This window comes from Rhodococcus sp. MEB064, from assembly GCF_000834565.1.
Lineage (GTDB): Bacteria > Actinomycetota > Actinomycetes > Mycobacteriales > Mycobacteriaceae > Rhodococcoides.
This window is the reverse complement of record NZ_JXQS01000010.1, coordinates 33637-57747: the sequence shown is the minus strand read 5'-3', so window position 1 is coordinate 57747 and position 24111 is coordinate 33637. Positions and strand designations below refer to the sequence as shown.

Here is a 24111-nt window from a genome sequence, read left to right as displayed (position 1 = left end):
AAATGTTCGCTCAGCGAATATTTCCGCACCGGATCCATGTGCGTGACGGGACTAGCGGGTGCCGCCCTTGGCGTATTCCGCGATCGCGTCGATGTTGGTCGAATCGATGAATGCCGGTCCGGTCAGAACCGGGGTGCCTCCACCGATGGTGTTGCCGTTGTTGAGGTACAGCCACAGCGAGTCGATGGCCAGGTAGCCCTGCAGGTAAGGCTGCTGGTCGACGGCCCACGCTACGTCGCCACCCTGGATGGCCTCCACGAGTGCGGCATTGGTGTCGAACGTGACGACGGTTGCCTCGGAGCCGGCGTTAGCCTTCGACTGCACCGCGGTCAGCGCGATCGGGGCGCCCAGCGCGACGATGTGGTCGATGGACGGATCCTGCTGCAGCTTGGCCGTGATGGTGGCCTCGACGGACGGCATGTCCTTGCTGTTGACGTTCAGGATCTCGGTGGAACCACCGGTGAAGCCCTGTGTCACACCGGCACAGCGGGATTCGAGGGCGACCTGACCCTGCTCCTGGATGATGCAGAGCGTCTTCTTCGCACCCTCGGTGGTCAGGCGCTCACCGACTGCCTGGCCGGCGATGGTCTCGTCCTGGCCGAAGTACTGCTGGACGCCCTGATCCTTCCAGGCGTCGTACCCGGAGTTGAACGCGACGACGGGGATGCCCGCTGCGGTCGCGGCATCGACGGCCGGCGCCATGGCGTCGGGCTTGGCCAGCGTGACCGCGATGCCGTCGACCTTGGAGTCGATGGCGCTCTGGACCAGGTTGGCCTGGTTGGGTGCTTCGGGATCGGAGGAGTAGCGCAGCTCGATGTTGTCCTTCGCTGCCGCAGCCTCGGCGCCCTTGCGGATGAGGTCCCAGAACGTGTCGCCGGGAACCTCGTGCGTGATCATCGCGATGGTCGCCTTGGGAGTGTCGGCCGTGCCGGCGTTGCCGCCGCCGTCACCGGAGGACTCCGGAGCCCCGCCGGAACTCGAGCAGCCCGCTGCCAGGGTGACGCTCAGTGCGACGCCGAGAGCCACAGCGGTGCCCCGACGGGTGAGATGACGTGTCATTCGGTCTCTTTCTCGAACGCCGACTAGTCGGTGTGCTGGATACGAGGTCGTGATCATGAGGTCGCGACCCGGAGATATGTGTAATCCACATCACAAGCATTGTCAATAGTTTGTCCAGACAATACGTCCGCAGCGGTGCGGGTGTGTCAGGTGCGCGCCTCGGCCTGCACCGCGGCGAGAACGGCAGTGCGGTCGAGCTTTCCACGCGGAGTGCGGGGGAGAGAGCTCACCGTGACCACGGCGGCGGGGAGCGCGGGGGCCTCCAGACGGCGCCGGAGATGGCGTCGTAACGCAGCGGGATCGACCGGGTCGTCGACGACGATTGCCGCTACCGGCACGTGTCCCATCCGCACATGCGGAGCTCCGACACACGCAGCGTCGACGATGCCGGGAAACTCTCGCAGCGCTCGCTCCACGTCGATCGGTTCGACCTTCAGGCCGCCGCGCACGATGGTGTCGCTGCTGCGACCGGTGAGGAACAGCCAGCCCTCGTGCACCTCACCCCTATCGCCGACACCCATCCACCCGTCGACCGGACCACCCGTCGGTGCCGCGTCGTCCGGCGAGGTCATATAGCCGTCGAAGTTCATGTCGCTGTGTACCTCGACCAGACCGTCGACCACCCGCGCCTGCACCCCGGACACCAGTCGCCCGGCGGAGCCTGGTGGAACCGGTTCGGCGGAGGATGACACGGCGACGAGGCTCAGTTCCGACGCTCCGTAGAAGTGCACGAGGGTGGCCCCGGGTAGGCGATCCGACAGTTGGCGCCGCCCGGATTCGGGCCAGAAGGCACCGGAGGACAACACTTCTCGGATGCTTCCCGGGGTGAGGTCGACGCGTCGAGCGATGTCGTGCGCGATGGTGGGAACGGTGTAGATGTGCGTCGGATCAGCGCCGCTCGCGGCCCACGAGTCGACCGGTCGCAGATCCACCGAGGCACCTCGCGTCAAGGCATGCACAAGTCCGTACAGGAAATGGGTGTGGTCCAGGACGCCCGGCGCGGCGACGCGGGAGTGCTCGTCGACGGTGAACTCCTCGTCCGAGCGATCGAGAGTGCGAGTCCAGGATCGGCGGGAGCGCACGAACAGCTTGGGTTTCCCCGACGTTCCGGAGGTCAGCCCCGCCAACAGTTCGGCGGACTCGTCGGGATCGGCGACAGGCGTCGCCGGCGCTGCCGTGAGATCCGTCGGCGACTCGAGGGGCCCGTCGTAGCCGAGTCGTCGGAGACGGTCCCTGCCGCGTGTCGACGCGACGACAGCCCCCGGTCGGCTGATGTCGAGCACGGATGCGAGATGGTCGGGCAGGAGATGGCGATGCAGAAGGACCAACGAGGAACCCGCGCGTATCGCGCCGATCAGAGTGACCACCGAGCCGAGATCGGACGCCGGAAGCACTGCGACACGAGGCATTCCGGCGACGCGCGCGGCGACGCGACCCGAGTGATCCCACAGCTCCCGATAGCTCAGCGATCCGTCCGCCGCGGTCACCGCGCAGGAGTCCGGGGTGCCCCGCGCCCACCGTTCGATCCGCCCGGCGATCACGAGTCGTCCTGGTCTGTCGCCGGATCGTCGACACCCCGCGCGACGAGGCTGTCTCCCAGCGCGTCCGCGGTACGGAGTGCACGGACGACGACGGGTGTCGCCAGCGCCGTCATCGACCATTGCAGCCCGCGGGCTTTGCGGGCGTCCGATACCTCGTGGACAATCCCCGTCAGGACCGGAACGAGCCGGATGGTCAGTGCGAGAAGCAGACCGACCCGGTCGGGATCCACACCGAATCTCCGGAAAGGCTGCAGGAGGCGGTCGCAGACGTCCAGCATCTCGGTGACGCGGGTGGTCAGAGTGACCAGGCTCGCGGCCGCGACGGTGACCACCAGGACGCCGCACACCACCACTGCTCGGGCCGGGGTGGTGAAGACGACCTGGAACACCGCGATGAGAGCGACCATCCAGAACAGTGGGCGGATCTGTGCGAGGGCGACACGGGGACCGATGCCTCCCACCGCGAACGCTCCGCACACCAGGGCGGCGGCCACGGCGACATCGACGGGTCTGCGCACCAGGGCGATCACGGCGACGACCGCGACCATCAGCAGCAGAAGCTTGGTGCCTGCCGGAAGTCGGTGCAGCAGTGATCGACCCGGTTGATAGAGGCCGATCATTCGAGCAACGCCTCGTAGGCGGGCAGGGCGTCCGCGGGACGTCCGTCGTAGGCCACGCGCGCGTCGTGGATGACGATGACGCGGTCGAAGTTCGTCAACAGATCGAGATGGTGCGTGACGACGACGACCTGCTGATCCAGGGTGTCGAAGACGCGTCCCACCTTGCGGGCGTTGCGCAGGTCGAGGAGCGTGGTCGGCTCGTCCGCCACGAGGACCTCGGGTCGGCGGATCAGCACCGCACCGATCGCCAGCATCTGCTTCTGGCCACCGGAGAGCAGGTGCGCGGGGTGGTCGGCGTGGCCGGCCAGGCCGAACCTGTCGAGCATCTCCGACACACGGTCGCGCACGTCGTCCTTGCCGGCGCCGGTCCGTCGCAACGAGAACGCGAGATCCTCGGCGACGGTGGGCATGACGATCTGGTTGTCGGGGTCGGTGAAGACGAAGCCGACCTTGCGCCGGACCTGTCCACCCTTGCGGGCGACGTTGAGACCGTCGACCGTGACGGTGCCCTCGTTCGGGGAGACGAGGCCGTTGATCATGCGCGCCAGAGTGGACTTCCCCGACCCGTTGGAGCCGACGATGCCGATGCGGGACTCGGTCAGTTCGAGGTCGATGTCCTGCAGCACGCTTCGCTGACCGTAGCCGTGCGAGACGTGCTCGAAGCGGATGACGCTCACCGGTCGACCCGCTCGACGAGCATCGCGATTCCCTGACCGCCTCCGATGGCGCATGCGGCGAGGCCCAGCGCGGGCGAGGTTGTCGATGCCATCTGTGTAGCCAACCGGACGAGCAGAAGGGCACCGGAGGCGCCCCACGGGTGGCCCAGAGCGATGGCGCCGCCGCCCGGACAGACGATGTCCGGATCGAAGCCGAGGCGATCGACGACTGCGAGCGCGACGGTCGCGAACGCCTCGGTGATCTCGACGATGCCGACGTCCGTCGGTGCGACCCCGCAGCGCGACAACACGGCCTCGATCGCGGGGATCGGCGCGAGCCCCGGTAGCGCCGGGTCGGTTCCGGCGACCGACCATCCGAGGATGCGGAGCGCCGGCCCGTCGGCGCGGTCGGCAGTGGTGACGGCGACGACCGCCGCACCGTCGGAGATGCCGCACGAGTTCCCGGCCGTCGCGGTGCCGTCGGCGGAGAAGGCCGGCCGCAACCGTCCGAGCCGCGCCGCGGTGAGGCCGGAACGAACGCGTTCGTCCGCGGTGACCCCGGCGACGGGCACGATCTCGCCCGAGAAGTCGGTGGTCGATGCCAGCTTGTGCGACCGCTCGGCGTACAGGTCCTGGCGGGCTCTGTCGATACCGAGGTGACGCGCCAGGTCGTCCGCCGCGACGCCCATGTCGGGGTCCGGTGTTCCTGCTGGGGTGAACGGCGCGCGGGTGTAGCGAACCGGGTCCTGTCCGCCGGACGGCGGGAAGTAGCGCCACGGCGCGGTGCTCGCGGACTCGACGCCCCCTGCGAGCAGCAAGGAATCGTCGCCGGCTCGGATGCGTGACGACGCCAGGGCGACCGCATCGAGTCCCGATCCGCACTGGCGATCGACGGTCACGCCGGGGACGCCGTGACCGAGTCCCGCCTGCAGTGCGCTGACGCGGGCGATGTCGCCGCCGGGTCCGAGGCAGTTGCCGAGGACGACGTCGTCGACCGGACCGAGGTGCGCGACCCGACGGGCGACGTCGGCCAGCACGGTCGCGGCCAGGTCGGCGGCCGTGCAGGTGGCGAAGGCGTGGCCGGCGGTTCCCACCGCGGTGCGTCGGGCGACGACGATGACGGGCTGCGAGACCATCACACGGTGGACGTCCGAGCCGCCACTCGGCGACGCGGTGCGATCAGACCCGGGTATGCCCGGTGGACGCCTTTCGCGACGATGGTGGCCACGACGACCTTCAGCGCATCTCCGGGAACGTAGGCGCCGGTGGAGGCGATGGCCGCCCCGATTCCGAGGTCGGTGCGCACGAGTAGTCCGAGGATGCCGAACACGTAGATGACGGCGATGCCGCCCACGGCATTGACCAGCAGACCGGCCCACAGTGGGTACGCGGGCACGATGAGGCGGGTGAGCGCGCCGATCACGAAGGCTCCCACGACCCAGCCGACGAGGTATCCGACGCTGGGTGCCGCGAAGACTCCGAGACCGCCGCGACCGCCCGCGAGAAGCGGCAGGCCGATGGCCACGAGCGCGAGCAGGACGAGCACCGCGGCAGCGCCTTTTCGTGCTCCGAGAACGGCGCCGGCCGCGATGACGCCGAGAGTCTGCAGGGTGATGGGCACGCCGCTGATCCCGACGGTGATCGATCCGGGAAGTCCGAGGGCTGCGATGAGCGCGGCGAAGACGGCGACCTGCGCGAGGTCTCGAGCCGAGAAACGTGTGGTGGACACCGTGCGAACTCCTGAGGCCGGGGACGAGACTTGAACGGTGTTCAAGTGCGATGGTCAAGCTAGCCTCGCGCCTGCTTCTCGTGCAAGTCCCGCCCGGTCAGGACAGTGACGACACGAGTGCGTCGAGTGTGGCGGCACTGCTGTATCTCGGGTGCCATCCCAGTTCGCGCTTGGCCTTGGAGGTGTCCATGACCACCGAGGTCCGGCCGACATGCACCCACTCGACCATCGACGGCACGACGGGCAGCGTCCGGATGACCGCCGACGCTGCCGAGCCGAGAATCGACGGCACCCGGATCGGCTGGGCACCGAGGGCGGAGGCGACCTCGGACAGCGACACGACGCCGTCCCCGGCGATGTTGAACGCCCCCGGTGCGCCGTCCGTCGTGACGGCGGCCGCGATCGCCGCGGCGACGTCGTCGTGGTGCACGAGCTGCAGCGGATGTCCAGGATCGGGGAACAGTGGTCGGATCAGGGGCACCGCGCCGAGTGCAGCGGCAACAGGCTGGGGGAGCTTGGAGGCGAACGACCGCCACGGCATCGAGTCGGCCAGCGCCGGCGCTTTCGGGCCCGCGACGATGCAGGGTCGCAGAACGAAGACGTCGAGGTCCGAGCCCGACGTGACCTCCGTCAGCACCGACTCGAGTTCTGCCTTCTGCTCGGAGTAGTAGTGCTCCTTCGAGCCCCTGGTCGGTGTGTCCTCGGTGATCGGCACCCGGTTGTCCGAGTGATACCCGTACGCGGCGACGGACGACGTGTAGACCAAACGGCTCGGCTTCGCTGCCGCGACGGTCGCCTCGAACACGTTGCGGGTACCGGCGAGGTTGATGCGCGAACTCTCTGCCCGCGAACCCATGATCAGAAATGCCAGGTGGACCACGACGTCGGCGTCGGCGACGAACGCCTCCACCGCATCACGGTCGAGGATGTCGCCCTGCCGATACTCCGTCTTCGTCCACCCGTGTGCCGAGGTGTCGAAGGGCCGCCGCGCCATACCCAGGATGCGGTCGACCGCCGGATCCTTCTCGAGTGCATCGACTGCAGACATCCCGATCTCGCCTGTCGGTCCGGTCACCGCCACTGTGATTCCCATGTGCCGAGGATGCCCGCAGAGGCGGTGATCCATGCACGGAACGGATTCCGCGGTCCGTCCTCACGGGTGACAGACTGCAGCGATGCAGGATCTCGCGGACGTTCTGGACTCACTCGGCAGGGCGCCCGACGTGGAGGCGCCCAACCTCACCGCCGTCGACGCTTCCGACAGACTCGTCCTGTCCGAGGCCGCCGACGCGCTGTCGGCCGCGACGCCGGGCGCGGTCGTCGTGATCGGCGACCGATATGGCGCGCTGACACTGGGCGCGGCGGCGGCCCACGGCCTGACCGGCATACGGGTGCACCAGGACCCTCTGACATCCGAAGTGGCGCTGGCCCGCAACGCCGATGCGCTGGGAATGGCTGCCGTCTACACGAACCACGCACTCGACCGACGACTGCTGGACGGCGCCTCGGTGGTCCTGATGCAGCTCCCTCGCGCGCTGGCCGAGCTCACCGAGATCGCGCAGGCGATCGCGCGGTGGGCGGATCCGTCGGTGCGGGTCTTCTCCGCGGGCCGGCTCAAGCACATGAGCCGCTCGATGAACGACGTCCTGGCGGCGAGCTTCGGCACGGTCACCGCGACACGCGCGTCGCAGAAGTCCCGCGGCCTCGTCGCCTCCGACCCGACGCCCGTCGAGTCGTTCACCTATCCGGTGCGGACCACCGTTGCCGATCTCGACATGACCGTGGTCGCGCACGGGGCCGTGTTCTCCGGGGATCGCCTGGACATCGGCACCCGGTTCCTGTGTTCCTTCCTCGACCGGACCGCACCCGACGCTCGCCGTATCGTCGATCTCGGGTGCGGCACAGGAATTCTCGCCGTTCTCGCCGCTCGGTTGCGTCCCGACGCGGAGATCGTCGCCACGGACAGGTCGGCCGCAGCGGTGGCGTCCGCCCTCGCGACCGCAGAGGCGTCGGGTGTCTCCCTGACCGTCCGGCGTGACGACGCGATGGCGTCGGAACCCGCCGCGAGCGCCGACGTCGTGCTGTGCAATCCGCCGTTCCACGAGAACGCCGCCGTACACACCGGAGGTGCGGAGAAATTGTTCGCTGCCGCACGCAAGGTTCTGCGACCCGGCGGAGAACTGTGGACCGTGCACAACTCCCATCTGCGCTTCAACCCCATGCTCGGGCGCATGGTGGGACCGACCGAGGTCATGGGGCGGAATGCAAAATTCACCGTCACCAAGTCGATACGGTGACGGTGAATTCAGCTGTTCGGTTGCTCGGAGCTCACTCGTAGAACGAGCCCGCGTCCTCGGGGGTCCCGTCGACCTGGCCGCGGTGCGTCGCGGAATTCTCCACCACGACCCCGTCCACCACGTCCGCGTCCTTCACGGCGGCGCCGTCGGTGCCGTCGTCCTCGGTGGCGTCCGCGATGTAGTCGTTCTCGTCGTCGCTGTCGATGATGCGGTCGACGAGCTCCTCGGTCAGATCGTCGTCGGGTGTCGCCGCGACCGGAACGTCGAGCTCCTCCTCGAGCGGGACGTCGGGAACTTCCTCGGCCAGCTTCTGGTCGAGGCTCTCACCCTCCCGTGCCTCGCGCTCGGTGGTGCCGAACTTGTCGGCCTCGGTCCACGAGTCCGGCGGGGTCACCACGTCGTCGACGTCGTCCGTGCCCCGGATCTCGTCCGAGTCGAGGCTCTCACTCTGGTCCAGCGTGTCTCCGGGTCCGTCTTCGATGCTCATGCTGTCCATGGTGCCCGTAACGCTGCGGCCACAAACGTGTGGCAGCGGTCGCGGGCCGCAACCCGGTGGTGTGTACTCCAGGTGTTCGTCCGCGCACGACCTCCGTCTCGTCCGGTCCGGATCACGGCCGGTAGAGTCCGTTTTGTCCGATGGGAACTTTTCCGTCGTCGCCGAACGTTGTTCTGTTCACAGGCTCCACCACACGAAAGGGATGAGACACGGTGCGCACTTCCAGCAACCCGGTGTTCCGCAATCTGCCCAAGCAGTCGGGGGGCGGGTACGCGTCGTTCGGTTCGGCCGCCGCCGGCGCCGGTGCGGTCACCCAGCAGTACGGATCTCCGCAGGGCCAGCCGCAGCCGTACCAGACCGGTCCGCAGCAGCGTGCGATGACCATCGACGACGTCGTCACCAAGACGGCCACGACTCTCGGTGTCCTCACCGTCGCCGCGATCGTCAGCTACGTCCTCGCGAGCAACAACCCCGACCTCGCTCCGATGTTCGTCATCGGCGGTGGACTGATCGGCTTCGTCCTCGTCATGGTGGCCACCTTCGGCCGCAAGATGGACAGCGCGCCGCTGGTCCTCGCGTACGCGGCCTTCGAGGGCGTGTTCCTCGGAGCCCTGTCGCTCATGTTCACGTCCATCGAATTCGGTGGTGTCGGCGGTAGCGCCCTTATCGCGCAGGCCGTGCTCGGTACGTTCGGTGTCTTCTTCGGCATGCTGGTCGTCTACAAGACGGGCGCCATCCGCGTCACCCCCCGATTGACCCGCATGGTCGTCGGCGCCCTCATCGGCGTCGTGGTGCTGATGCTCGGCAACCTGGTCGCCAGCTTCTTCACCCCCGGCGGACTGGGCCTGCGTGACGGCGGAACCGTCGCCATCATCTTCAGCCTCGTCTGCATCGGCATCGCCGCGTTCAGCTTCCTGCTCGACTTCGACGCCGCCGATCAGCTCATCCGGGCTCAGGCTCCGGAGAAGGCAGCCTGGGGCGTGGCCCTCGGACTGACCATCACCCTGGTCTGGCTGTACGTCGAGATCCTGCGACTGCTGAGCTACTTCAACAACGACTAGTACGACCGGTCGTCATCACCGACAGCCCTCGTCCTCTTCGGAGGACGGGGGCTGTTCGCTGTTCCGGGCCGGGAACGATCTCACGCGCTCCACCGCAAGGTGTCTTCCGGCCCGTCTTCCGGTGGAGCCGGCGCTATCTCTTCCACGAAATGACTGTGTGCGCGCACGGGCAGTTCGGGCGCGGTGAAGTAGTCGCGACCGCGCGGATCGCGGATGTGGATGATGCCGTGTTCCAGTGCGCGGTAGGTCCATTGGCCGCGGGTCTTGAGTCCATCGTGATTGCGAATGGCCGAAGGACGTACTTTTGATGCGCTGTGTGTCACCCCCGCCGGTTAACCTGGCCGCGCCGGAGAGAACCACCAAACCCAGACCTGCCGCGGAGAAACCAAACGATGATCGTTCCTGACGGGCGTACCGACCCCGAGAAGCTGGACGAAGTTCTCGGCAATCCTGAGGAGACGCACCTAGACCTCAAGGCCAAGGTCGACCTGACCGTCGCCGAAGACAAGCTGAAGTTCGTCAAAGACGCCGTGACAATGTCTCAGAGGCCACCGGGCGGCTACATCCTCATTGGCGTAGACGACGACGGCAAGCGCTGCATGCCGGTCGGCACAATCACCGACCGAAGCCGATTCGACGGCTCACGCATCGGTGCGTTGATACGCAGCTACATCGAGGGCGAGGTACACGTTCTCGTTCAGATTCACGACGTCGATGACTACGAAATTGTCATGGTCTACGTGCAGCAGAACCGCGATGGGTTGCCGGTGCCGTTCAACAAAGACGGCCAATTCCAAGGCGACGACGGCAAGCCTGTGACGGTGTTCCGAAGAGGCGAAATTTTCGTTCGCGAAGGTGCCGAGAACGTGCCGATCAGATACGCGCACTGGCAAGACCTGCTATCGGTATATGCCGACAAAATTCGTGGTGAAGCTAGCGCTGCCGCACAGGGCTTGTTGAGCGAGGTCTTCGCCGCACGACAGCAGTCCGCAGGCGTCGCACCTGACGTACCACTTTCAACAAGCATGGACAACGCCACTTTCGCCGCCGCGACGGTTTCGCTGCTCGAGTCGGGCAACGACGTGCGCCTCCGCCAGTTCATCAAATCTCTCACCGCCACGACCGGACCGGCCGCCAGTCTCGCCGACTTCACCGCCGCGCTCGACAAGTGGACAGTATTCTGTGCTCAAGTACTTTACTTCGATCGGCGCGATCTTGTTGACGAAGCGATTGACAAACTGCGCGGCGTCTTCGAGACGTTTGGTGAAGATGAAATTGCGATACGTAAGCGCTTCGCAATAGTGATCCGCATCTATGTGCTTGGCTCTCTCGCCGTGCGCCAGGAAGCCTGGGGGACCGTGACATATCTTTCGTTGCAGCCAGTTCCGAGCAGCACCAGCTATCCCGACTATGTGTACTCGTCGTGGATTCGCAACGCAACCGTGTCTGTTGCCAGAGCTAACCTCGACCTAAATTCTGACGATCCGACTCAGCAGAGACGCGCCGGGTTCATCCTTTCGGCGGCACGCGACCTAATGGTCGAACACGCGGCGATGCGGCCTGACCTAGCCGATATTCAGGTGCCAGCCGACGAGATCACGGGGACTGATGCAGCCCTGAATTCGTTGTGTGAGTTCGATATCGCGTATTGTATCGTCGTCGCCGCCATGGGCACCGGCCACGGTTCGGCGTACCCATCGTCGGTGGCTTTCGATGAAGAGCGCGTGAAGCCGATGGTGCAGCGAATCGTCGCCGATGCGGGCATCCGGCAACGATTGCTGCCAGGTGTCGGCGATACTGGAATCGCGGAGGCAATAGCCGACATGTACGCGATTGCGATCCGTGAGTCGGCCGACAACTTCGGTGGCCGTTGGTGGTCAATGCCGCAAAGCGTCGACCAATGGGTCAACCAAACCCTGCGGCCGGAGTAGCAGCGCATGTCTGCCGATGAAGTGCTAGAAGCACTTGAAACTGTTTCCTATCGACGCTTTGCAGACTGGCGCAACACGCCGGTGCCGAGGATAACCGCTGGCGTTTACACGATTTGGGATAAGCAACGATTCATCTACGTCGGCATGTCAGGCCGTGGAATGGTGACCAACGATGTAGTCGCAACGGATGAACCGACCAAGGCGAAGGGCCTCTGGACCCGCCTAAATTCACACGCATCAGGCAGGCGAAGCGGTGATCAGTTCTGCGTGTACGTCTGCGACCGGTTCGTCGTGCCCGCGCTGACGAGTGAACAGCAGACCCAAATCGGTGAGGGCGTCTTGTCGTTAGATGCCCTCACCAGGAAATACATTCACAACAACCTCGCGTACCGGTACGTGACGCTCGATAACGGCGCAGCAGCCTTCGAGCTGGAACGCGCCGTGCAACGGGGGGCGTTGACTGTCGGCAAGCCGCTTCTGAATCCGCTATAGCCGCTTAGCCCGCGGCAGATTGACTGAAAGCGGGCAGTCACGAAATGTTCAATTTTAGTCACGTTTGCGGGAAGGTCGCACGTGTCGACGGTCAATCCCGACTCGTGCGTCCACCGAGCCGTCATGACCGTCTCGCGATCGTCGAACATCCTCACCGCAGGGGCCTTCCGGTTCCAGCTACGTCTCACCTCGATACGCCGAAAGCCGGTTCCCGACAAGGGGAACCGGCTTCCGTGGCGGGATCGATCAGCTGAGCCGCTCGAGCACCATGGCCATGCCCTGTCCGCCGCCGACACACATGGTCTCGAGACCGAACTGCTTGTCGTGGGCGCGCAGGTTGTTGAGCAGGGTGGCGGTGATGCGGGCACCGGTCATGCCGAAGGGGTGTCCGAGGGCGATGGCGCCACCGGAGACGTTCAGCTTGTCCTCGGGGATGTTCAGCTCACGGGCGGAGCCGATGACCTGGACGGCGAAGGCCTCGTTGATCTCGACGAGGTCGATGTCGCCGATGGTCTTCCCGGCGAGCGCGAGTGCCTTCTTCGATGCCTCGATGGGGCCGAGGCCCATGATCTCGGGCGAGAGGCCCGAGACGCCGGTGGACACGACGCGGGCGAGCGGGGTCAGCCCGAGCTCCTTGGCCTTGGTGTCGGACATGATCACCAGGGCTGCGGCGCCGTCGTTCAGCGGGCAGGCGTTACCGGCGGTGATGGTGCCGTCGGGGCGGAAGACCGGCTTGAGCTGCGAGATCTTCTCGTAGGTGGTGCCGGCGCGAGGGCCGTCGTCGGTGCTGACGACGCTGCCGTCGGGCAGGGTGACCGGGGTGATCTCGTTCTCGAAGTGGCCCTTGGCGATGGCTTCCTCGGCGCGGTTCTGGCTGCGGACGCCCCAGTGGTCCTGCTCCTCGCGGCTGATGCCGGTGAGCTGGGCGACGTTCTCCGCGGTCTGGCCCATCGCGATGTAGGCGTCGGGGAGGTTGCCCTCTTCGCGGGGGTCGACCCACGTCTGACCGCCCTGGGCGATCTTCTCGGTGCGGGCCTGCGCGTCGGCGTAGATGGGGTTCTGGGTGTCCGGGTAGGAGTCGGAGTTGCCCTTGACGAAGCGGGAGACGGTCTCGACGCCGGCGGAGATGAACACGTCGCCTTCGCCGGCCTTGATGGCGTGCAGCGCCATGCGGGTGGTCTGCAGCGACGAGGAGCAGTAGCGGGTGATGGTGGTGCCGGGCAGGAAGTCGTAGCCGAGCTGGATGGCGACGTTGCGGCCGATGTTGAAGCCCTGCTCGCCGCCGGGGAGTCCGCAGCCCATGAGGAGGTCGTCGATCATGGTGGGGTCGAGGGCGGGCACCTTGTCCAGGGCGGCCTTGACCATCTGCGCGGCGAGGTCGTCGGGGCGCATGCTGACGAGCGAGCCCTTCATGGCGCGTCCGATGGGCGAACGGGCGACGGAAACGATCACTGCCTCTGGCATGGAATGACTCCTCGAATAGTGGGCGAAGATGTGACTGGAGAGTAACCCCGGGCCCGGGGACCTCCGACCTACGGGACTAGGACGTCCGCGATCTCAGGCGCGAGACATGCCTGTTCGCCGACGCCGTGAGCCGCGCGACCAGCCTGCGCTGCTCCGCTACGTCGGAGACGGTGGGCAGCGTCGGCAACGGACCTCCCGACCACTCGCCCAGTGCCGCGGCGAGGACCGGCAGGATCTGCCGGGCCGCCAGCTCGTACCCGGCGGCCGACGGGTGGAAGCGGTCCGCGGAGAACATGCGCTCCGGTGCCGCGAGGAATTCCGGGGCAAGCAGGTCGGCGAGGGCGACGGGATGTCCGCCCGCGGCGAGCGTCGCCGACGTCTGAGCCTTGGCCAGGCGGTGTCCCCAGGTCCGGACGACGGCGCGCAGGGGTTGAGGTATCGCGGTGACCACCCCGAGGTCGGGACATGTGCCGACGACGACCACGGTGCCTTCCGCGCGTAGTCGGCGCACCGCGGTGCCCAATCGTTGCGCGGACGCGGCGACGGCGTGCTTCTTGGTCACGTCGTTCGCGCCGATGAAGATGACGGCAGCATCCGGACGTGTGCGGCCGGCGACGAGCATCGCGTCGACCTGACCTTCGAGGCCCTTCGACGTCGCACCCGGAATGGCCTTGGTGCTCAACCGGATCCGCTTACCGGTCTCGTCGGCGAGTCCTCGCGCGACGAGCACGCCCGGCACCTCGTCCGCGACGACGCACCCCATCCCCGCGGCAGTGGAGTCGCCGAAGATCATCAGGTGGAGGTCGAACTCGACGCCCGGACGCCATCGCAGAGGAGTTCGTGCGCCGGGCTCGTAGACGCCGTCGGCCTCGGGTGGCCGATCGGTACTGCGGCCGATGACCGTGCGGGCGGCGGCAGCTTGGGACAGCAGATGCTTGTACGCCGCCCAGGACAGCGTTCCCGCCCCGGATCCCGCCACGACCGTGGCAGCGCCCGCGACGGCTGCCTGACGCCATCCGCCGTGGCCACCGCCGGTCTGCTGCAACTCCCGCCCGTTCACCTGTCCGATTCTAGGTGCGTGAGACAGGGTGCGGTCGAACTGATGGGGGTGCCGAGGCGATCGTCTGGGAGGATGGGAGCATGCGCATTGCAAACAGCGTCGTCGACCTGATCGGCAACACCCCGCTGGTGAAGCTGAACACCGTCGTGGCTCCCGGATCTGCCCTGCTCGCCGCCAAGGTGGAGTACTTCAATCCCGGTGGAAGCTCCAAGGACCGCATCGCCGTCAAGATGATCGACGCCGCGGAAGCATCCGGTGAGTTGAAGCCCGGCGGCACGATCGTCGAGCCCACGTCGGGCAACACGGGCGTCGGTCTCGCTCTCGTCGCACAGCAGCGCGGGTACAAGTGCGTCTTCGTCTGCCCCGACAAGGTGGGCGAGGACAAGCGCAACGTGCTCCGCGCGTACGGCGCCCAGGTCGTCGTGTGCCCCACGGCTGTCGCACCGGAAGATCCGGACAGCTACTACAGCGTCTCCGACCGCCTCGTGCGCGAGATCGACGGGGCGTGGAAGCCCAACCAGTACGCCAACCCGGGCGGCCCGCAGAGCCACTACGAGACCACGGGCCCCGAGATCTGGAACGACACCGACGGCAAGATCACGCACTTCGTCGCCGGCGTCGGCACCGGCGGCACCATCACCGGCACCGGCCGCTATCTCAAGGAGATGTCGGGCGGCAAGGTCAAGATCATCGGCGCCGACCCCGAGGGTTCGGTGTACTCCGGCGGAACCGGTCGCCCGTACCTCGTCGAGGGTGTCGGTGAAGACTTCTGGCCGAGTGCGTACGACCCGTCCATCCCGGACGAGATCATCGCGGTGTCCGACGCCGACTCCTTCGAGATGACGCGCCGCCTCGCCCGCGAAGAGGGCCTCCTCGTCGGCGGATCCTGCGGCATGGCGATGGTGGCAGCTCTCGAAGTCGCCGAGCGCGAAGGACCCGACGCCCTGGTCGTCGTCCTGCTTCCCGACGGTGGGCGCGGCTACCTCGGCAAGATCTTCAACGACAAGTGGATGAGCTCCTACGGCTTCCTGCGCACCCGGCTCGACGGCGCGACCGCCGAACCCACCGTCGGCGACGTGCTGCGCGGCAAGTCCGGCGCCCTGCCCGACCTGGTGCACACTCACCCGTCCGAGACGCTGCGCGACGCCATCGAGATCCTCCGCGAGTACGGCGTCTCCCAGATGCCCGTCGTCGGCGCGGAGCCTCCGGTCATGGCGGGCGAGGTCGCCGGCAGTGTCAGCGAGCGCGACCTGCTCAGCGCGGTCTTCGAGGGCCGCGCCAACCTGTCCGACGCGGTGAAGACGCACATGAGTGCACCGTTCCCGCTCATCGGCGCAGGCGAGCCGGTCTCGGCGGCGACGAAGTCGCTCGGGGACACGGACGCGGTGATGGTCGTCGACGACGGTAAGCCGGTCGGTGTCATCACCCGCCACGATCTCCTCGGGTTCGTCACCACCGCTTCCTGACACACGGAACTACTGACCCAGCCCGACCGGCCGCCGGCCTGCCCGCTCGTTAGGCTGGTGTGCATGAGTGAGCAGCGCAGCAAGTCCGACACGACGTCCTGGCAGGGGTTCTCCACTCGCGCGGTGCACGCCGGGTACGAGCCCGATCCGCTCACGGGTGCGGTCAACGTTCCGATCTACGCGAGTTCGACCTTCGCGCAGGACGGCGTCGGCGGCATGCGCAGCGGCTTCGAGTACGCACGCACCGGCAACCCGACGCGTCGTCCCCTCGAGGCCAACCTGGCGGCACTCGAGCAGGGCCACTACGGACGCGCGTTCTCCTCGGGCATGGCGGCGACCGACTGCCTGCTGCGCTCCGCGCTGCGCCCGGGTGACCACCTGGTCATCCCGAACGACGCGTACGGCGGCACGTTCAGGCTGATCGACAAGGTGTTCACACAGTGGGGCATCGAGTACTCGGTCGCCGCGGTGTCGGACGTCGACGCCGTGCGCGATGCGATGCGCCCGAACACGAAGCTGGTGTGGGTCGAGACCCCGACCAACCCGCTTCTCAATGTCGGTGACATCGAGGCACTGTCGGCCGTCGCGCACGAGGGCGGCGCCAAGATCGTCGTCGACAACACGTTCGCGTCGCCCTACCTGCAGCAGCCGCTGACTCTCGGTGCCGACGTCGTCCTGCACTCGACCACGAAGTACATCGGCGGACACTCGGACGTCGTCGGTGGCGCGCTGGTGTGCAACGACGAGGAGCTCGACGCGGCGTTCGCGTTCCTGCAGAACGGTGCGGGTGGTGTGCCGGGACCGTTCGACGCGTTCCTCACCTTGCGCGGCATCAAGACCCTCGCCCTGCGCATGGAGCGCCACAGCGACAACGCGGAGAAGATCGTCGAGCTGCTGACGGGCCACGCGGCTGTCTCGTCGGTCATCTACCCCGGGTCCGAGAGCCACCCGTCGCATGCCGTCGCGGCCAAGCAGATGCGGCGCTTCGGCGGCATGGTGTCGGTGCGGTTGAAGGGCGGCCGTCAGGCTGCGCTCGACCTGTGCGCGCGGACCGAGATCTTCACTCTCGCCGAGTCGTTGGGCGGAGTCGAGTCGTTGATCGAGCATCCCGGCGCCATGACTCACGCGTCCACCGCCGGATCGCTTCTCGAGGTGCCGGACGACCTGGTGCGTCTGTCGGTCGGTATCGAGGATGCCGCAGACCTGGTCGGCGACATCGAACAGGCGCTCGCCTAGCTGCATTCGGGTTTAGGGTTCCAGCCATGGATCTCCTCACCGCCGACCGGCTGGACCGCGCCACCGCGCTGCTGGCCCCCGTCATGCGCCGCACACCCCTCGTGGCGTCCCGTGTCCTGTCCGACCGCACCGGCCGCCAGGTGTGGCTCAAGTGCGAGAACCTTCAGCGCACAGGGTCGTTCAAGCCCCGCGGTGCGTACAACCGCATCGCGGGGTTGACGGACGAGGAACGTGCGCGCGGCGTCGTCGCGGCCAGTGCGGGCAATCATGCGCAGGGTGTGGCATGGGCCGCGTCCGAGCTGGGTGCCACGTCGACGGTGTTCATGCCCACCGGTGCGCCGCTGCCGAAGTTGGTGGCCACCAAGGCGTACGGCGCCACCATCCATCAGGTGGGCAGCACCATCGACGAGGCGTTGATCGCCGCGATGGCATACGCCGAGGAGACGGGCGCTATCCTGATCCACCCCTTCGATCACATCGACGTGGTGGCGGGGCAGGCGACGGTGGGAGTCGAGATCCTCGACCAGATGCCGGACGTGGGCACCATCGTGGTGCCGACCGGCGGAGGCGGGTTGGTCGCCGGCGTCGCAGCCGCGGTGGCGTTGAGCGGCAAGGATATTCGCATCGTGGGCGTGCAGGCCGAACAGGCCGCCGCGTGGCCGGGTTCGCTGGAGGCGGGCATGCCGATATCCGCCGAACGGATGACGACCATGGCCGACGGCATCGCGGTGGGGCGTCCCGGTGCAGTGCCGTTCGCTCATGTGACCGAGATGGTGGACAGCGTCATCACCGTCAGCGAAGATGCGCTGTCACGGGCACTGCTGCTGTGCATGGAGCGCGCGAAACTCATCGTCGAAGCTGCGGGCGCCGCTGCCGTCGCCGCCTTGATGGACTACCCGGAGAAATTCGCCGGCGACGGACCCGTCGTGGCCGTGCTGTCGGGTGGCAACATCGACCCGCTACTGCTCACGCACGTCGTCGCGCACGGACTCCGCGCGGCGGGACGGTACCTGACCGTGCGCATCGTCATCCCCGACCGTCCGGGTGGTCTGGTGGGCGTGCTCGGCGTCGCCCGGGATTCCGCGGCAAGCGTCGTCGACGTGGTCCACGCGCGGACGGCCGGACGCCTGGCGATGGACGAGGTCGAGATTCTCATGACTCTCGAGACCCGTGGCCCGGATCATCGCGCGGCCGTGCTGTCCGCGCTGGCCGCAGCAGGTTACGAGGCCGAGATCCAGGAGTGACGCGGGCTGCGGCCGTCGTCGCGTCGGGCGCCGGACACGGTGATCACGACGTCGCACCCGAAGCGCCTCGCGATCGACGCTTCGACGCGCCGCGCGGCGGCTTCCGGGGCGGTGCCGTCGAGGTCGAGAGTGCCCCACTGCGGGAGTCGCACGGACGTCCCGTCGAAGTCGATGTCCTGGTAGGAGCCTGATCCGGCGCCCAGCGGATCGACGGCGCCGCCGGAGCTCTCGGCCGCGGCGAGGGCGCGGCGCAGGTGCTCGGCCATCGCCGGCGAGACCCGCATCGTGCGTCCGAACGAACGGTTGAGCTTCTGCAGTTCGGACTGCAGCCGCGTCGCGGAGAAGACGTCGAAGGCCGAGTCGAGTTCACGCCGGGCGAGTGCGGTGGCCTCGACGATGCGTGCCGCGTCGGTGATCACGATGCGGATGTGCCGACCGTCGACGTCGAAACCGGCGAACGCTTTCGAGGCAAGACTCATGCCGGGAACATCGCACACGGGCGACACCTGTTACACAACGCAGTTCGGCCCCGCACCGGGTGCGGGGCCGATCTGTGACATCGTGCGGGAAATCAGTTGTGGTAAGGCTCCGCGCTGACGAGCGTGACCTTCATGGTCTTGTCGTTGGGCAGCCGGTACTCGCGGGTGTCGCCGACCTTCGCGTCGATCAGGGCACCGCCGAGCGGCGAGTTGGGGGAGTAGACCTCGAGCTTGCCGTCGCGAGCGCCTTCCTCACGAGTGGCGATCAGGAAGGTCTCGGTGTCGGACTCGTCGCCGTCGTAGTAGACCTTGACGACGGATCCGGGAAGCGCGACGCCCGACTGCGTGGGGGCTTCGCCGACCTTCGCGTTGTTCAGCAGTTCCTGGAGCTGGCGGATGCGAGCTTCCTGCTGGCCCTGCTCCTCGCGCGCTGCGTGGTAGCCGCCGTTCTCCTTGAGGTCGCCCTCTTCGCGTCGCTCGTTGATCTCGGCCGCGATGACAGGCCGGTTGGCGATGAGTTGGTCGAGTTCGCCCTTGAGTCTGTCGTGCGACTCCTGGGTCAGCCAGGTCACCTGGGTCTCGGTCATCTCGATCACTCCCTCGTGTTCTTCAGAGCCGTTCGGCTCCGGTATTCGTAGTCGCTTGCCGTGTGACAGAGGAGCCCGCACGTGAAATAAGCCCGCGCTGGGCGCGAGCTCGGTCACGAGTAGGGCAACTCGTCGACATGAGATGCGGTCGATGCGAACAGCCCTTGGCTCGAGTGTCCGCGTCTCGCCCGTCGACAGCAGCGATACCTCAATGCAGCAATACACGGCCCCACTGGGTGAGCCGTGTACGAAAAGATTTTACCACGGAACGACTTCCTGGTTCCCTGCCTTGCACGTGCCGGTCACCGGGACATGAGATGTGCCGGCACGTTCAGACTGCATCCGTACAGGTCGGCGAGCCCCGGATCGGCCGAGGTGACGATGAAGCTCCGCACGTCCTCGGTGCCGTTGTCGGAGGCAGGAATGACCACTTCGCGGCGGCCCGTCTCGGATCCGTCCCGTGAGCGGGAGCGCACGATGCACACGGCGGGCTCCGACGGATCGTCGCGGGTGACGTTCAGGCGGACGTCGACACGGTCCGGCCCGACGATGTCGAACGAGACGAGCGTGCCGTCGACGTCCGGTGTCGTGAACTTGGTGTACCCGAGATACGCGACGCCGACGCCGAGTGCGACGACCATCAGTCCGAGCACCACGGCGAGAATCCGGGACGGGGCGATCCCGCGACTGGTGGGATACCGACCCTCGGGGAGGTTCTGCGCTGTGGTGGACATCGGCATCGAACTTACCCGCGGACGCGGTCCCGCTTCGCCGGGGCACTCGGTGAAGTGGGATCATGGAGTCCTGGCACGGGAATCGACGTGTCCGAGTACTGAGCGAGTTTCGAGAAGTGAGGCACACGTGAGCGGACTGCGACTGATGGCAGTGCACGCCCATCCCGACGACGAATCCTCCAAGGGCGCCGCGACGATGGCCCGGTACGCCTCCGAGGGTCACGAGGTGCTGGTGGTGACCCTCACCGGCGGTGAACGCGGCGACATCCTCAACCCGGCCATGGACATCCCCGGAATCCGGGAGCGCATGTCGGACGTCCGCAAGGAAGAGATGGCCGCGGCGGCCGCCATCCTCGGAGTGCAGCAGACGTGGCTCGGCTTCGTCGACTCGGGTCTGCCGGAGGGCGATCCGCTCCCACCGCTTCCCGAGGGCTGCTTCGCCCTGGTTCCCCTCGAAGAGTCCACCGAGGCGCTGGTGAAGGTGATCCGCGACTTCCGCCCCCACGTGATGACGACGTACGACGAGAAGGGTGGCTACCCGCACCCCGATCACATCCGCTGCCACGAGGTGTCGGTCGCGGCATACGAGGCAGCCGGCGATCCCGAGCAGTTCCCCGGCACCGGCGAGGCGTGGGAGGTGTCCAAGCTCTACTACTCGCACGGTTTCATCCGCCAGCGCATGCAGTTGTTCGACGACGAGATGATCGCCGCCGGCAAGGAAGGCCCGTACTCCGAGTGGCTCGCGCAGTGGCCGAAGGACCGCGGCGAGATCATGGAGCGGGTGACGACGCAGGTCGAGTGCGCGGAGTTCTTCCAGGCACGTGACGACGCGCTCCGTGCGCACCGCACGCAGATCGATCCCAACGGCCGCTTCTTCGCCGTCCCGGTCGACGTGCAGAAGAAGCTGTGGCCCACCGAGGAATACGAGCTGGCCAGGACGAGGGTGCGGACGTCGCTTCCCGAGACCGACCTCTTCGCCGGAATCGGTGAGTAGATGATCTCGGTGAACACCGCGCTCCTGCTGGCACAGAACAGCACGGGCCCCGAGTTCGGCAAGGCGTCGCCGCTCGGCCTGGTCATCATCGTGCTGCTCCTGATCGGCACCGCGCTGCTGGTCCGTTCGATGAACGGGCACTTCAAGAAGCTTCCCGCATCCTTCGAACCCACGGATCCGACGCCGGATCAAGCGGTCGACGAGGGCACCGACCGCGGAGGTATCCGCCCCGACGCGTGATTGCGTACCGGGGAACGGGGGACACTGGGACTGTGGATCCCCGTGAACGCAACACCCTGTCGGAGTCGACGAGCCCGTACCTGAGGCAGCACGCGGACAACCCCGTGCACTGGCAGCAGTGGGGTGACGACGCCGCGGCGTGGGCACGCGAGCGCGACGTGCCGATTCTGCTCTCCGTCGGCTACTCGGCCTGCCACTGGTGCCATGTCATGGCGCACGAGTCGTTCGAGAGCGACGCGGTGGCCGAACTGATGAATCGGGACTTCGTCTGCATCAAGGTCGACCGCGAGGAGCGGCCCGACATCGACGCGGTCTACATGAACGCCACGGTCGCGATGACGGGTCAGGGTGGGTGGCCGATGACGGCGTTCCTCACCCCGGACGGTGAACCGTTCTACTGCGGAACGTACTTCCCGCCGTCGCCGCGCCAGGGCATGCCGTCGTTCACGCAGTTGCTCGAGGCCATCGCGAACACCTGGTCCACCCGCCGCGACGAGGTGGACCAGGCGTCGGCGTCCGTGGTGGCGGAGCTCCGACGCGGAGCCGCCGGCATTCCGGAAGGTGACCGCGCAGTGGACGCCGCGCTTCTGGACGACGCGGTGGCGGCCGTTCTGCAGAGCGAGGACACGGCGCGGGGCGGCTTCGGCGGCGCACCCAAGTTCCCGCCGTCCTCCCTGGTCGAAGGCTTGCTGCGGCACGTCGAGCGCACCGGCTCCGACGCTGCTCGTGCGGCGGTGGCGCGGACAGCGGATGCGATGGCGCGCGGCGGCATGTACGACCAGCTCGCGGGTGGATTCGCGCGGTACTCGGTGGATGCGGACTGGATCGTCCCGCACTTCGAGAAGATGTTGTACGACAACGCACTTCTGCTGCGCTTCTACGCGCACCTCGCTCGCCGCGGCGACGCCGTGGCGCGCCGCGTCGCGACGGACACCGCGCGGTTCCTGATGGAGGACCTGGGTACCGAGGACGGGTGTTTCGCCGCGGCCCTGGACGCGGACACCGAGGGCGAGGAAGGCCTGACGTACGCCTGGACTCCGGGTCAGCTGGTGGACGTTCTGGGCGCCGAGGACGGCGAGTGGGCGGCCGAGTTGTTCGGGGTGACCGCCGCCGGAACGTTCGAAGGCGGTACCTCTGTCCTGCAGCTGCGGGCGGAGCCGACCGATCAGGCACGGTTCGAGAGCGTGCGATCCCGGCTCGCCGCCGCACGCGCCAGCCGTCCACAACCAGGGCGTGACGACAAGGTGGTGACCGCCTGGAACGCGTTCGCCGTCACCGCCCTGGCGGAAGGTGGTGCGGCGCTGGGGGAGACCTCGTGGGTCGATGCCGCTGCGCGCTGCGCCGACCGCCTTCTCGACGCGCACCTGATCGACGGACGGCTGCGTCGAGCGTCGCTGGGTGGAGTGGTCGGCGACGCTGCCGGCATCCTCGAGGACCACGGCGCGCTGGCTGTCGCGCTTGCGGCCTTGCACCAGGCGACCGGGGAACTCAGGTGGGCCACGGCCGCCGCGGGAATCCTCGAGGTGGCCCTCGATCATTTCGCCGACCCGGAGCAGCCCGGAGGGTGGTTCGACACCGCGGACGATGCGGAGACTCTGGTGACTCGGCCGAGGGATCCGCTGGACAACGCGACGCCGTCGGGTGCCTCCCTGGTCACCGAGGCGGCCCTGACTCTGGGGGCGGTGGCAGGAGTTGAGGCGACGCGGTACGCGGACATCGCTGCGCGATCACTGGCTCGCGCCTCGATCCTCCTCGATCGCGCCCCACGCTCGGCGGGCCACTGGTTGGTGGTGGCGGAAGCCGCGGTGGCCGGGCCGGTGCAGGTGGCCGTCGCGTCGGAGCACGCCGACGACGAGCTGGTCCGACTCGCCCGACGTGTGGCAGCAGGCGGAACGATCGTGGTGTCCGGTGCACCGGACTCGACGCCGTTGTTGGCCGACCGTCCTCTGGTCGACGGGCGTTCCGCGGCGTACGTGTGCCGGGGTTACGTGTGCGATCGGCCGGTCACGACGGCCGACGAGTTGACCGACCTGCTCACGACTGGCTGAAGAGCACCAGCCACACTGCGATGTAGTGGCACAGGGCGGCGATGACCGTCGCGGCGTGGAAGAACTCGTGATGGCCGAACGTGGTCGGCCACGGGTTCGGCCACTTGGTCGCGTAGAGGATCGCGCCGACGCTGTAGAAGACACCGCCGGCGACGAGAAGCACCATGGGCGCGACGCCGACGGTGCGCATCAACTCGCCGGCGACGGGCACGACTGCCCATCCCAGGATGAGGTAGAGGGGCACGCCCAGCCAACGAGGAGCCGTGGGCCACAACATCTTCAGTGTCACGCCGGCAAGTGCGCCGATCCAGACGACCACGAGGATCACCGTGCCGCTCGGAATGCCGAGCACGGCGAAGGGTGTGTAACTGCCGGCGATGAACAGGAAGATCATCGAGTGATCGGCCCGTTTCATCCACGTCCGACTCTGCACGGTGTTCCAGTGCACGCGGTGATACGTGGCGCTGACCCCGAAGAGCCCGCACGTCGCGACGGCGTAGACGGTGACGGCGAGACCCGCTTTCGCGGACACCAGGGAGTACGCCGACGCGACCAGGACGATGCCGCAGACCACGGACACGTAGAAGGCGTAGAGGTGGATCCACCCGCGCATGCGCGGCTTGACCGGTAGTTCGCCGAGTCCGAATACAGTCACGAACCTACGGTACCGTAACTAG

The 24111-nt window shown here is 67.4% G+C and carries 25 protein-coding genes; 10 read left to right on the top strand and 15 right to left on the bottom strand.

Annotated elements, in window-relative coordinates:
* Nucleotides 1–51 precede the first annotated feature (51 nt).
* From RU01_RS06075 to RU01_RS06045, 7 genes are all read right to left on the bottom strand, one after another.
* A complete protein-coding gene (locus RU01_RS06075) occupies nucleotides 52–1059 on the bottom strand; it encodes a substrate-binding domain-containing protein (protein WP_042573630.1) in 1008 nt (335 codons plus the stop codon).
* Nucleotides 1060–1205: 146 nt separating this feature from the next.
* Nucleotides 1206–2600, bottom strand: a complete 1395-nt coding sequence (locus RU01_RS06070) for a class I adenylate-forming enzyme family protein (RefSeq protein ID WP_042573629.1) — start codon at nucleotides 2598–2600, stop codon at nucleotides 1206–1208.
* Entirely contained in the window at nucleotides 2597–3220 is a 624-nt protein-coding gene (locus tag RU01_RS06065; protein ID WP_042573628.1) for an energy-coupling factor transporter transmembrane component T family protein, read from the bottom strand. The genes RU01_RS06070 and RU01_RS06065 overlap by 4 nt, the downstream gene beginning before the upstream one ends.
* Complete coding sequence (locus RU01_RS06060) at nucleotides 3217–3897, bottom strand: energy-coupling factor ABC transporter ATP-binding protein (RefSeq protein ID WP_042573627.1); 681 nt, start codon at nucleotides 3895–3897, stop codon at nucleotides 3217–3219. Before RU01_RS06060 ends, RU01_RS06065 begins: the two co-directional genes overlap by 4 nt.
* Nucleotides 3894–5012 carry a thiolase family protein gene (locus tag RU01_RS06055; protein WP_042573626.1) on the bottom strand — a complete coding sequence of 373 codons (1119 nt, stop codon included), beginning with the start codon at nucleotides 5010–5012 and terminating at the stop codon, nucleotides 3894–3896. Before RU01_RS06055 ends, RU01_RS06060 begins: the two co-directional genes overlap by 4 nt.
* Nucleotides 5012–5605, bottom strand: a complete 594-nt coding sequence (locus RU01_RS06050) for a biotin transporter BioY (protein WP_042573625.1) — start codon at nucleotides 5603–5605, stop codon at nucleotides 5012–5014. Before RU01_RS06050 ends, RU01_RS06055 begins: the two co-directional genes overlap by 1 nt.
* 97 nt (nucleotides 5606–5702) lie before the next feature.
* Nucleotides 5703–6698: an NAD-dependent epimerase/dehydratase family protein gene (locus RU01_RS06045; RefSeq protein WP_042573624.1), complete on the bottom strand. Its 996-nt coding sequence runs from the start codon at nucleotides 6696–6698 to the stop codon at nucleotides 5703–5705.
* Nucleotides 6699–6780: 82 nt separating this feature from the next.
* Here RU01_RS06045 and RU01_RS06040 point away from each other — a divergent pair, with 82 nt between their 5' ends.
* Nucleotides 6781–7902, top strand: a complete 1122-nt coding sequence (locus tag RU01_RS06040) for a class I SAM-dependent methyltransferase (protein ID WP_042573623.1) — start codon at nucleotides 6781–6783, stop codon at nucleotides 7900–7902.
* 31 nt (nucleotides 7903–7933) lie between these two features.
* On the opposite strand, the gene RU01_RS06035 is transcribed toward RU01_RS06040, so the two are convergent.
* Complete coding sequence (locus RU01_RS06035) at nucleotides 7934–8389, bottom strand: hypothetical protein (protein ID WP_042573685.1); 456 nt, start codon at nucleotides 8387–8389, stop codon at nucleotides 7934–7936.
* Between the two features lie 221 nt (nucleotides 8390–8610).
* Here RU01_RS06035 and RU01_RS06030 point away from each other — a divergent pair, with 221 nt between their 5' ends.
* Nucleotides 8611–9459, top strand: a complete 849-nt coding sequence (locus tag RU01_RS06030; RefSeq protein ID WP_042573622.1) for a Bax inhibitor-1/YccA family protein — start codon at nucleotides 8611–8613, stop codon at nucleotides 9457–9459.
* An 80-nt stretch (nucleotides 9460–9539) separates the two neighbouring features.
* Here RU01_RS06030 and RU01_RS22775 read toward each other — a convergent pair whose 3' ends face one another.
* On the bottom strand, nucleotides 9540–9782 hold the full coding sequence (locus RU01_RS22775; protein ID WP_156148811.1) for a hypothetical protein: 243 nt from the start codon (nucleotides 9780–9782) through the stop codon (nucleotides 9540–9542).
* Between the two features lie 69 nt (nucleotides 9783–9851).
* Here RU01_RS22775 and RU01_RS06025 point away from each other — a divergent pair, with 69 nt between their 5' ends.
* Together RU01_RS06025 and RU01_RS06020 are read left to right on the top strand one after the other, a co-directional pair.
* On the top strand, nucleotides 9852–11390 hold the full coding sequence (locus RU01_RS06025; RefSeq protein WP_042573621.1) for an AlbA family DNA-binding domain-containing protein: 1539 nt from the start codon (nucleotides 9852–9854) through the stop codon (nucleotides 11388–11390).
* Nucleotides 11391–11396: 6 nt separating this feature from the next.
* The gene (locus tag RU01_RS06020) at nucleotides 11397–11882 is read left to right on the top strand and encodes a hypothetical protein (protein WP_042573620.1); all 486 of its coding nucleotides are present in this window, start codon (nucleotides 11397–11399) and stop codon (nucleotides 11880–11882) included.
* A gap of 246 nt (nucleotides 11883–12128) precedes the next feature.
* On the opposite strand, the gene RU01_RS06015 is transcribed toward RU01_RS06020, so the two are convergent.
* Both RU01_RS06015 and RU01_RS06010 read right to left on the bottom strand, forming a co-directional pair.
* Nucleotides 12129–13346 (bottom strand): acetyl-CoA C-acetyltransferase, encoded by a 1218-nt coding sequence (locus RU01_RS06015; RefSeq protein WP_042573619.1) that lies wholly within the window; start codon nucleotides 13344–13346, stop codon nucleotides 12129–12131.
* 76 nt (nucleotides 13347–13422) lie between these two features.
* The gene (locus RU01_RS06010; protein WP_042573684.1) at nucleotides 13423–14391 is read right to left on the bottom strand and encodes an SGNH/GDSL hydrolase family protein; all 969 of its coding nucleotides are present in this window, start codon (nucleotides 14389–14391) and stop codon (nucleotides 13423–13425) included.
* 95 nt (nucleotides 14392–14486) lie between these two features.
* Here RU01_RS06010 and RU01_RS06005 point away from each other — a divergent pair, with 95 nt between their 5' ends.
* The 3 genes from RU01_RS06005 (at nucleotide 14487) to ilvA (ending at nucleotide 18352) form a co-directional block, all read left to right on the top strand.
* Nucleotides 14487–15872, top strand: a complete 1386-nt coding sequence (locus RU01_RS06005; protein WP_042573618.1) for a cystathionine beta-synthase — start codon at nucleotides 14487–14489, stop codon at nucleotides 15870–15872.
* A gap of 63 nt (nucleotides 15873–15935) precedes the next feature.
* Nucleotides 15936–17108 carry a cystathionine gamma-synthase gene (locus RU01_RS06000; RefSeq protein WP_042573617.1) on the top strand — a complete coding sequence of 391 codons (1173 nt, stop codon included), beginning with the start codon at nucleotides 15936–15938 and terminating at the stop codon, nucleotides 17106–17108.
* 26 nt (nucleotides 17109–17134) lie between these two features.
* Nucleotides 17135–18352 (top strand): threonine ammonia-lyase, encoded by a 1218-nt coding sequence (gene ilvA / locus RU01_RS05995; RefSeq protein ID WP_042573616.1) that lies wholly within the window; start codon nucleotides 17135–17137, stop codon nucleotides 18350–18352.
* Here the strand turns inward: ilvA and RU01_RS05990 are convergent.
* From RU01_RS05990 to RU01_RS05980, 3 genes are all read right to left on the bottom strand, one after another.
* Entirely contained in the window at nucleotides 18328–18831 is a 504-nt protein-coding gene (locus RU01_RS05990) for an FAD:protein FMN transferase (RefSeq protein WP_156148810.1), read from the bottom strand. The two genes, ilvA and RU01_RS05990, sit on opposite strands and share 25 nt — an antisense overlap.
* 92 nt (nucleotides 18832–18923) lie before the next feature.
* On the bottom strand, nucleotides 18924–19418 hold the full coding sequence (greA, locus tag RU01_RS05985; RefSeq protein WP_042573683.1) for a transcription elongation factor GreA: 495 nt from the start codon (nucleotides 19416–19418) through the stop codon (nucleotides 18924–18926).
* Between the two features lie 302 nt (nucleotides 19419–19720).
* Nucleotides 19721–20152, bottom strand: coding sequence for a DUF4307 domain-containing protein (locus RU01_RS05980; RefSeq protein ID WP_042573614.1), 432 nt, complete (start codon nucleotides 20150–20152; stop codon nucleotides 19721–19723).
* A 127-nt stretch (nucleotides 20153–20279) separates the two neighbouring features.
* Between RU01_RS05980 and mca the strand changes: the two genes are divergently transcribed.
* From mca to RU01_RS05965, 3 genes are read left to right on the top strand one after another with little or no spacing between them, the layout of a single operon-like run.
* Nucleotides 20280–21146 carry a mycothiol conjugate amidase Mca gene (mca, locus tag RU01_RS05975; RefSeq protein WP_231568609.1) on the top strand — a complete coding sequence of 289 codons (867 nt, stop codon included), beginning with the start codon at nucleotides 20280–20282 and terminating at the stop codon, nucleotides 21144–21146.
* The gene (locus RU01_RS05970) at nucleotides 21147–21386 is read left to right on the top strand and encodes a hypothetical protein (protein WP_042573613.1); all 240 of its coding nucleotides are present in this window, start codon (nucleotides 21147–21149) and stop codon (nucleotides 21384–21386) included.
* Nucleotides 21387–21418: 32 nt separating this feature from the next.
* Nucleotides 21419–23434 carry a thioredoxin domain-containing protein gene (locus RU01_RS05965; RefSeq protein WP_042573612.1) on the top strand — a complete coding sequence of 672 codons (2016 nt, stop codon included), beginning with the start codon at nucleotides 21419–21421 and terminating at the stop codon, nucleotides 23432–23434.
* On the opposite strand, the gene trhA is transcribed toward RU01_RS05965, so the two are convergent.
* Nucleotides 23421–24089 (bottom strand): PAQR family membrane homeostasis protein TrhA, encoded by a 669-nt coding sequence (trhA, locus tag RU01_RS05960; RefSeq protein ID WP_042573611.1) that lies wholly within the window; start codon nucleotides 24087–24089, stop codon nucleotides 23421–23423. The genes RU01_RS05965 and trhA overlap by 14 nt on opposite strands.
* Nucleotides 24090–24111: the final 22 nt, after the last annotated feature.

Coding starts and splice junctions, on each gene's coding strand:
- RU01_RS06075 (WP_042573630.1), bottom strand. CDS start 1,059: ATGACACGTCATCTCACCCGTCGGGGCACCGCTGTGGCTCTCGGCGTC.
- RU01_RS06065 (WP_042573628.1), bottom strand. CDS start 3,220: ATGATCGGCCTCTATCAACCGGGTCGATCACTGCTGCACCGACTTCCG.
- RU01_RS06055 (WP_042573626.1), bottom strand. CDS start 5,012: ATGGTCTCGCAGCCCGTCATCGTCGTCGCCCGACGCACCGCGGTGGGA.
- RU01_RS06045 (WP_042573624.1), bottom strand. CDS start 6,698: ATGGGAATCACAGTGGCGGTGACCGGACCGACAGGCGAGATCGGGATG.
- RU01_RS06040 (WP_042573623.1), top strand. CDS start 6,781: ATGCAGGATCTCGCGGACGTTCTGGACTCACTCGGCAGGGCGCCCGAC.
- RU01_RS06035 (WP_042573685.1), bottom strand. CDS start 8,389: ATGAGCATCGAAGACGGACCCGGAGACACGCTGGACCAGAGTGAGAGC.
- RU01_RS06025 (WP_042573621.1), top strand. CDS start 9,852: ATGATCGTTCCTGACGGGCGTACCGACCCCGAGAAGCTGGACGAAGTT.
- RU01_RS06020 (WP_042573620.1), top strand. CDS start 11,397: ATGTCTGCCGATGAAGTGCTAGAAGCACTTGAAACTGTTTCCTATCGA.
- RU01_RS06015 (WP_042573619.1), bottom strand. CDS start 13,346: ATGCCAGAGGCAGTGATCGTTTCCGTCGCCCGTTCGCCCATCGGACGC.
- RU01_RS06005 (WP_042573618.1), top strand. CDS start 14,487: ATGCGCATTGCAAACAGCGTCGTCGACCTGATCGGCAACACCCCGCTG.
- RU01_RS06000 (WP_042573617.1), top strand. CDS start 15,936: ATGAGTGAGCAGCGCAGCAAGTCCGACACGACGTCCTGGCAGGGGTTC.
- ilvA (WP_042573616.1), top strand. CDS start 17,135: ATGGATCTCCTCACCGCCGACCGGCTGGACCGCGCCACCGCGCTGCTG.
- RU01_RS05990 (WP_156148810.1), bottom strand. CDS start 18,831: ATGAGTCTTGCCTCGAAAGCGTTCGCCGGTTTCGACGTCGACGGTCGG.
- greA (WP_042573683.1), bottom strand. CDS start 19,418: ATGACCGAGACCCAGGTGACCTGGCTGACCCAGGAGTCGCACGACAGA.
- RU01_RS05980 (WP_042573614.1), bottom strand. CDS start 20,152: ATGTCCACCACAGCGCAGAACCTCCCCGAGGGTCGGTATCCCACCAGT.
- RU01_RS05970 (WP_042573613.1), top strand. CDS start 21,147: ATGATCTCGGTGAACACCGCGCTCCTGCTGGCACAGAACAGCACGGGC.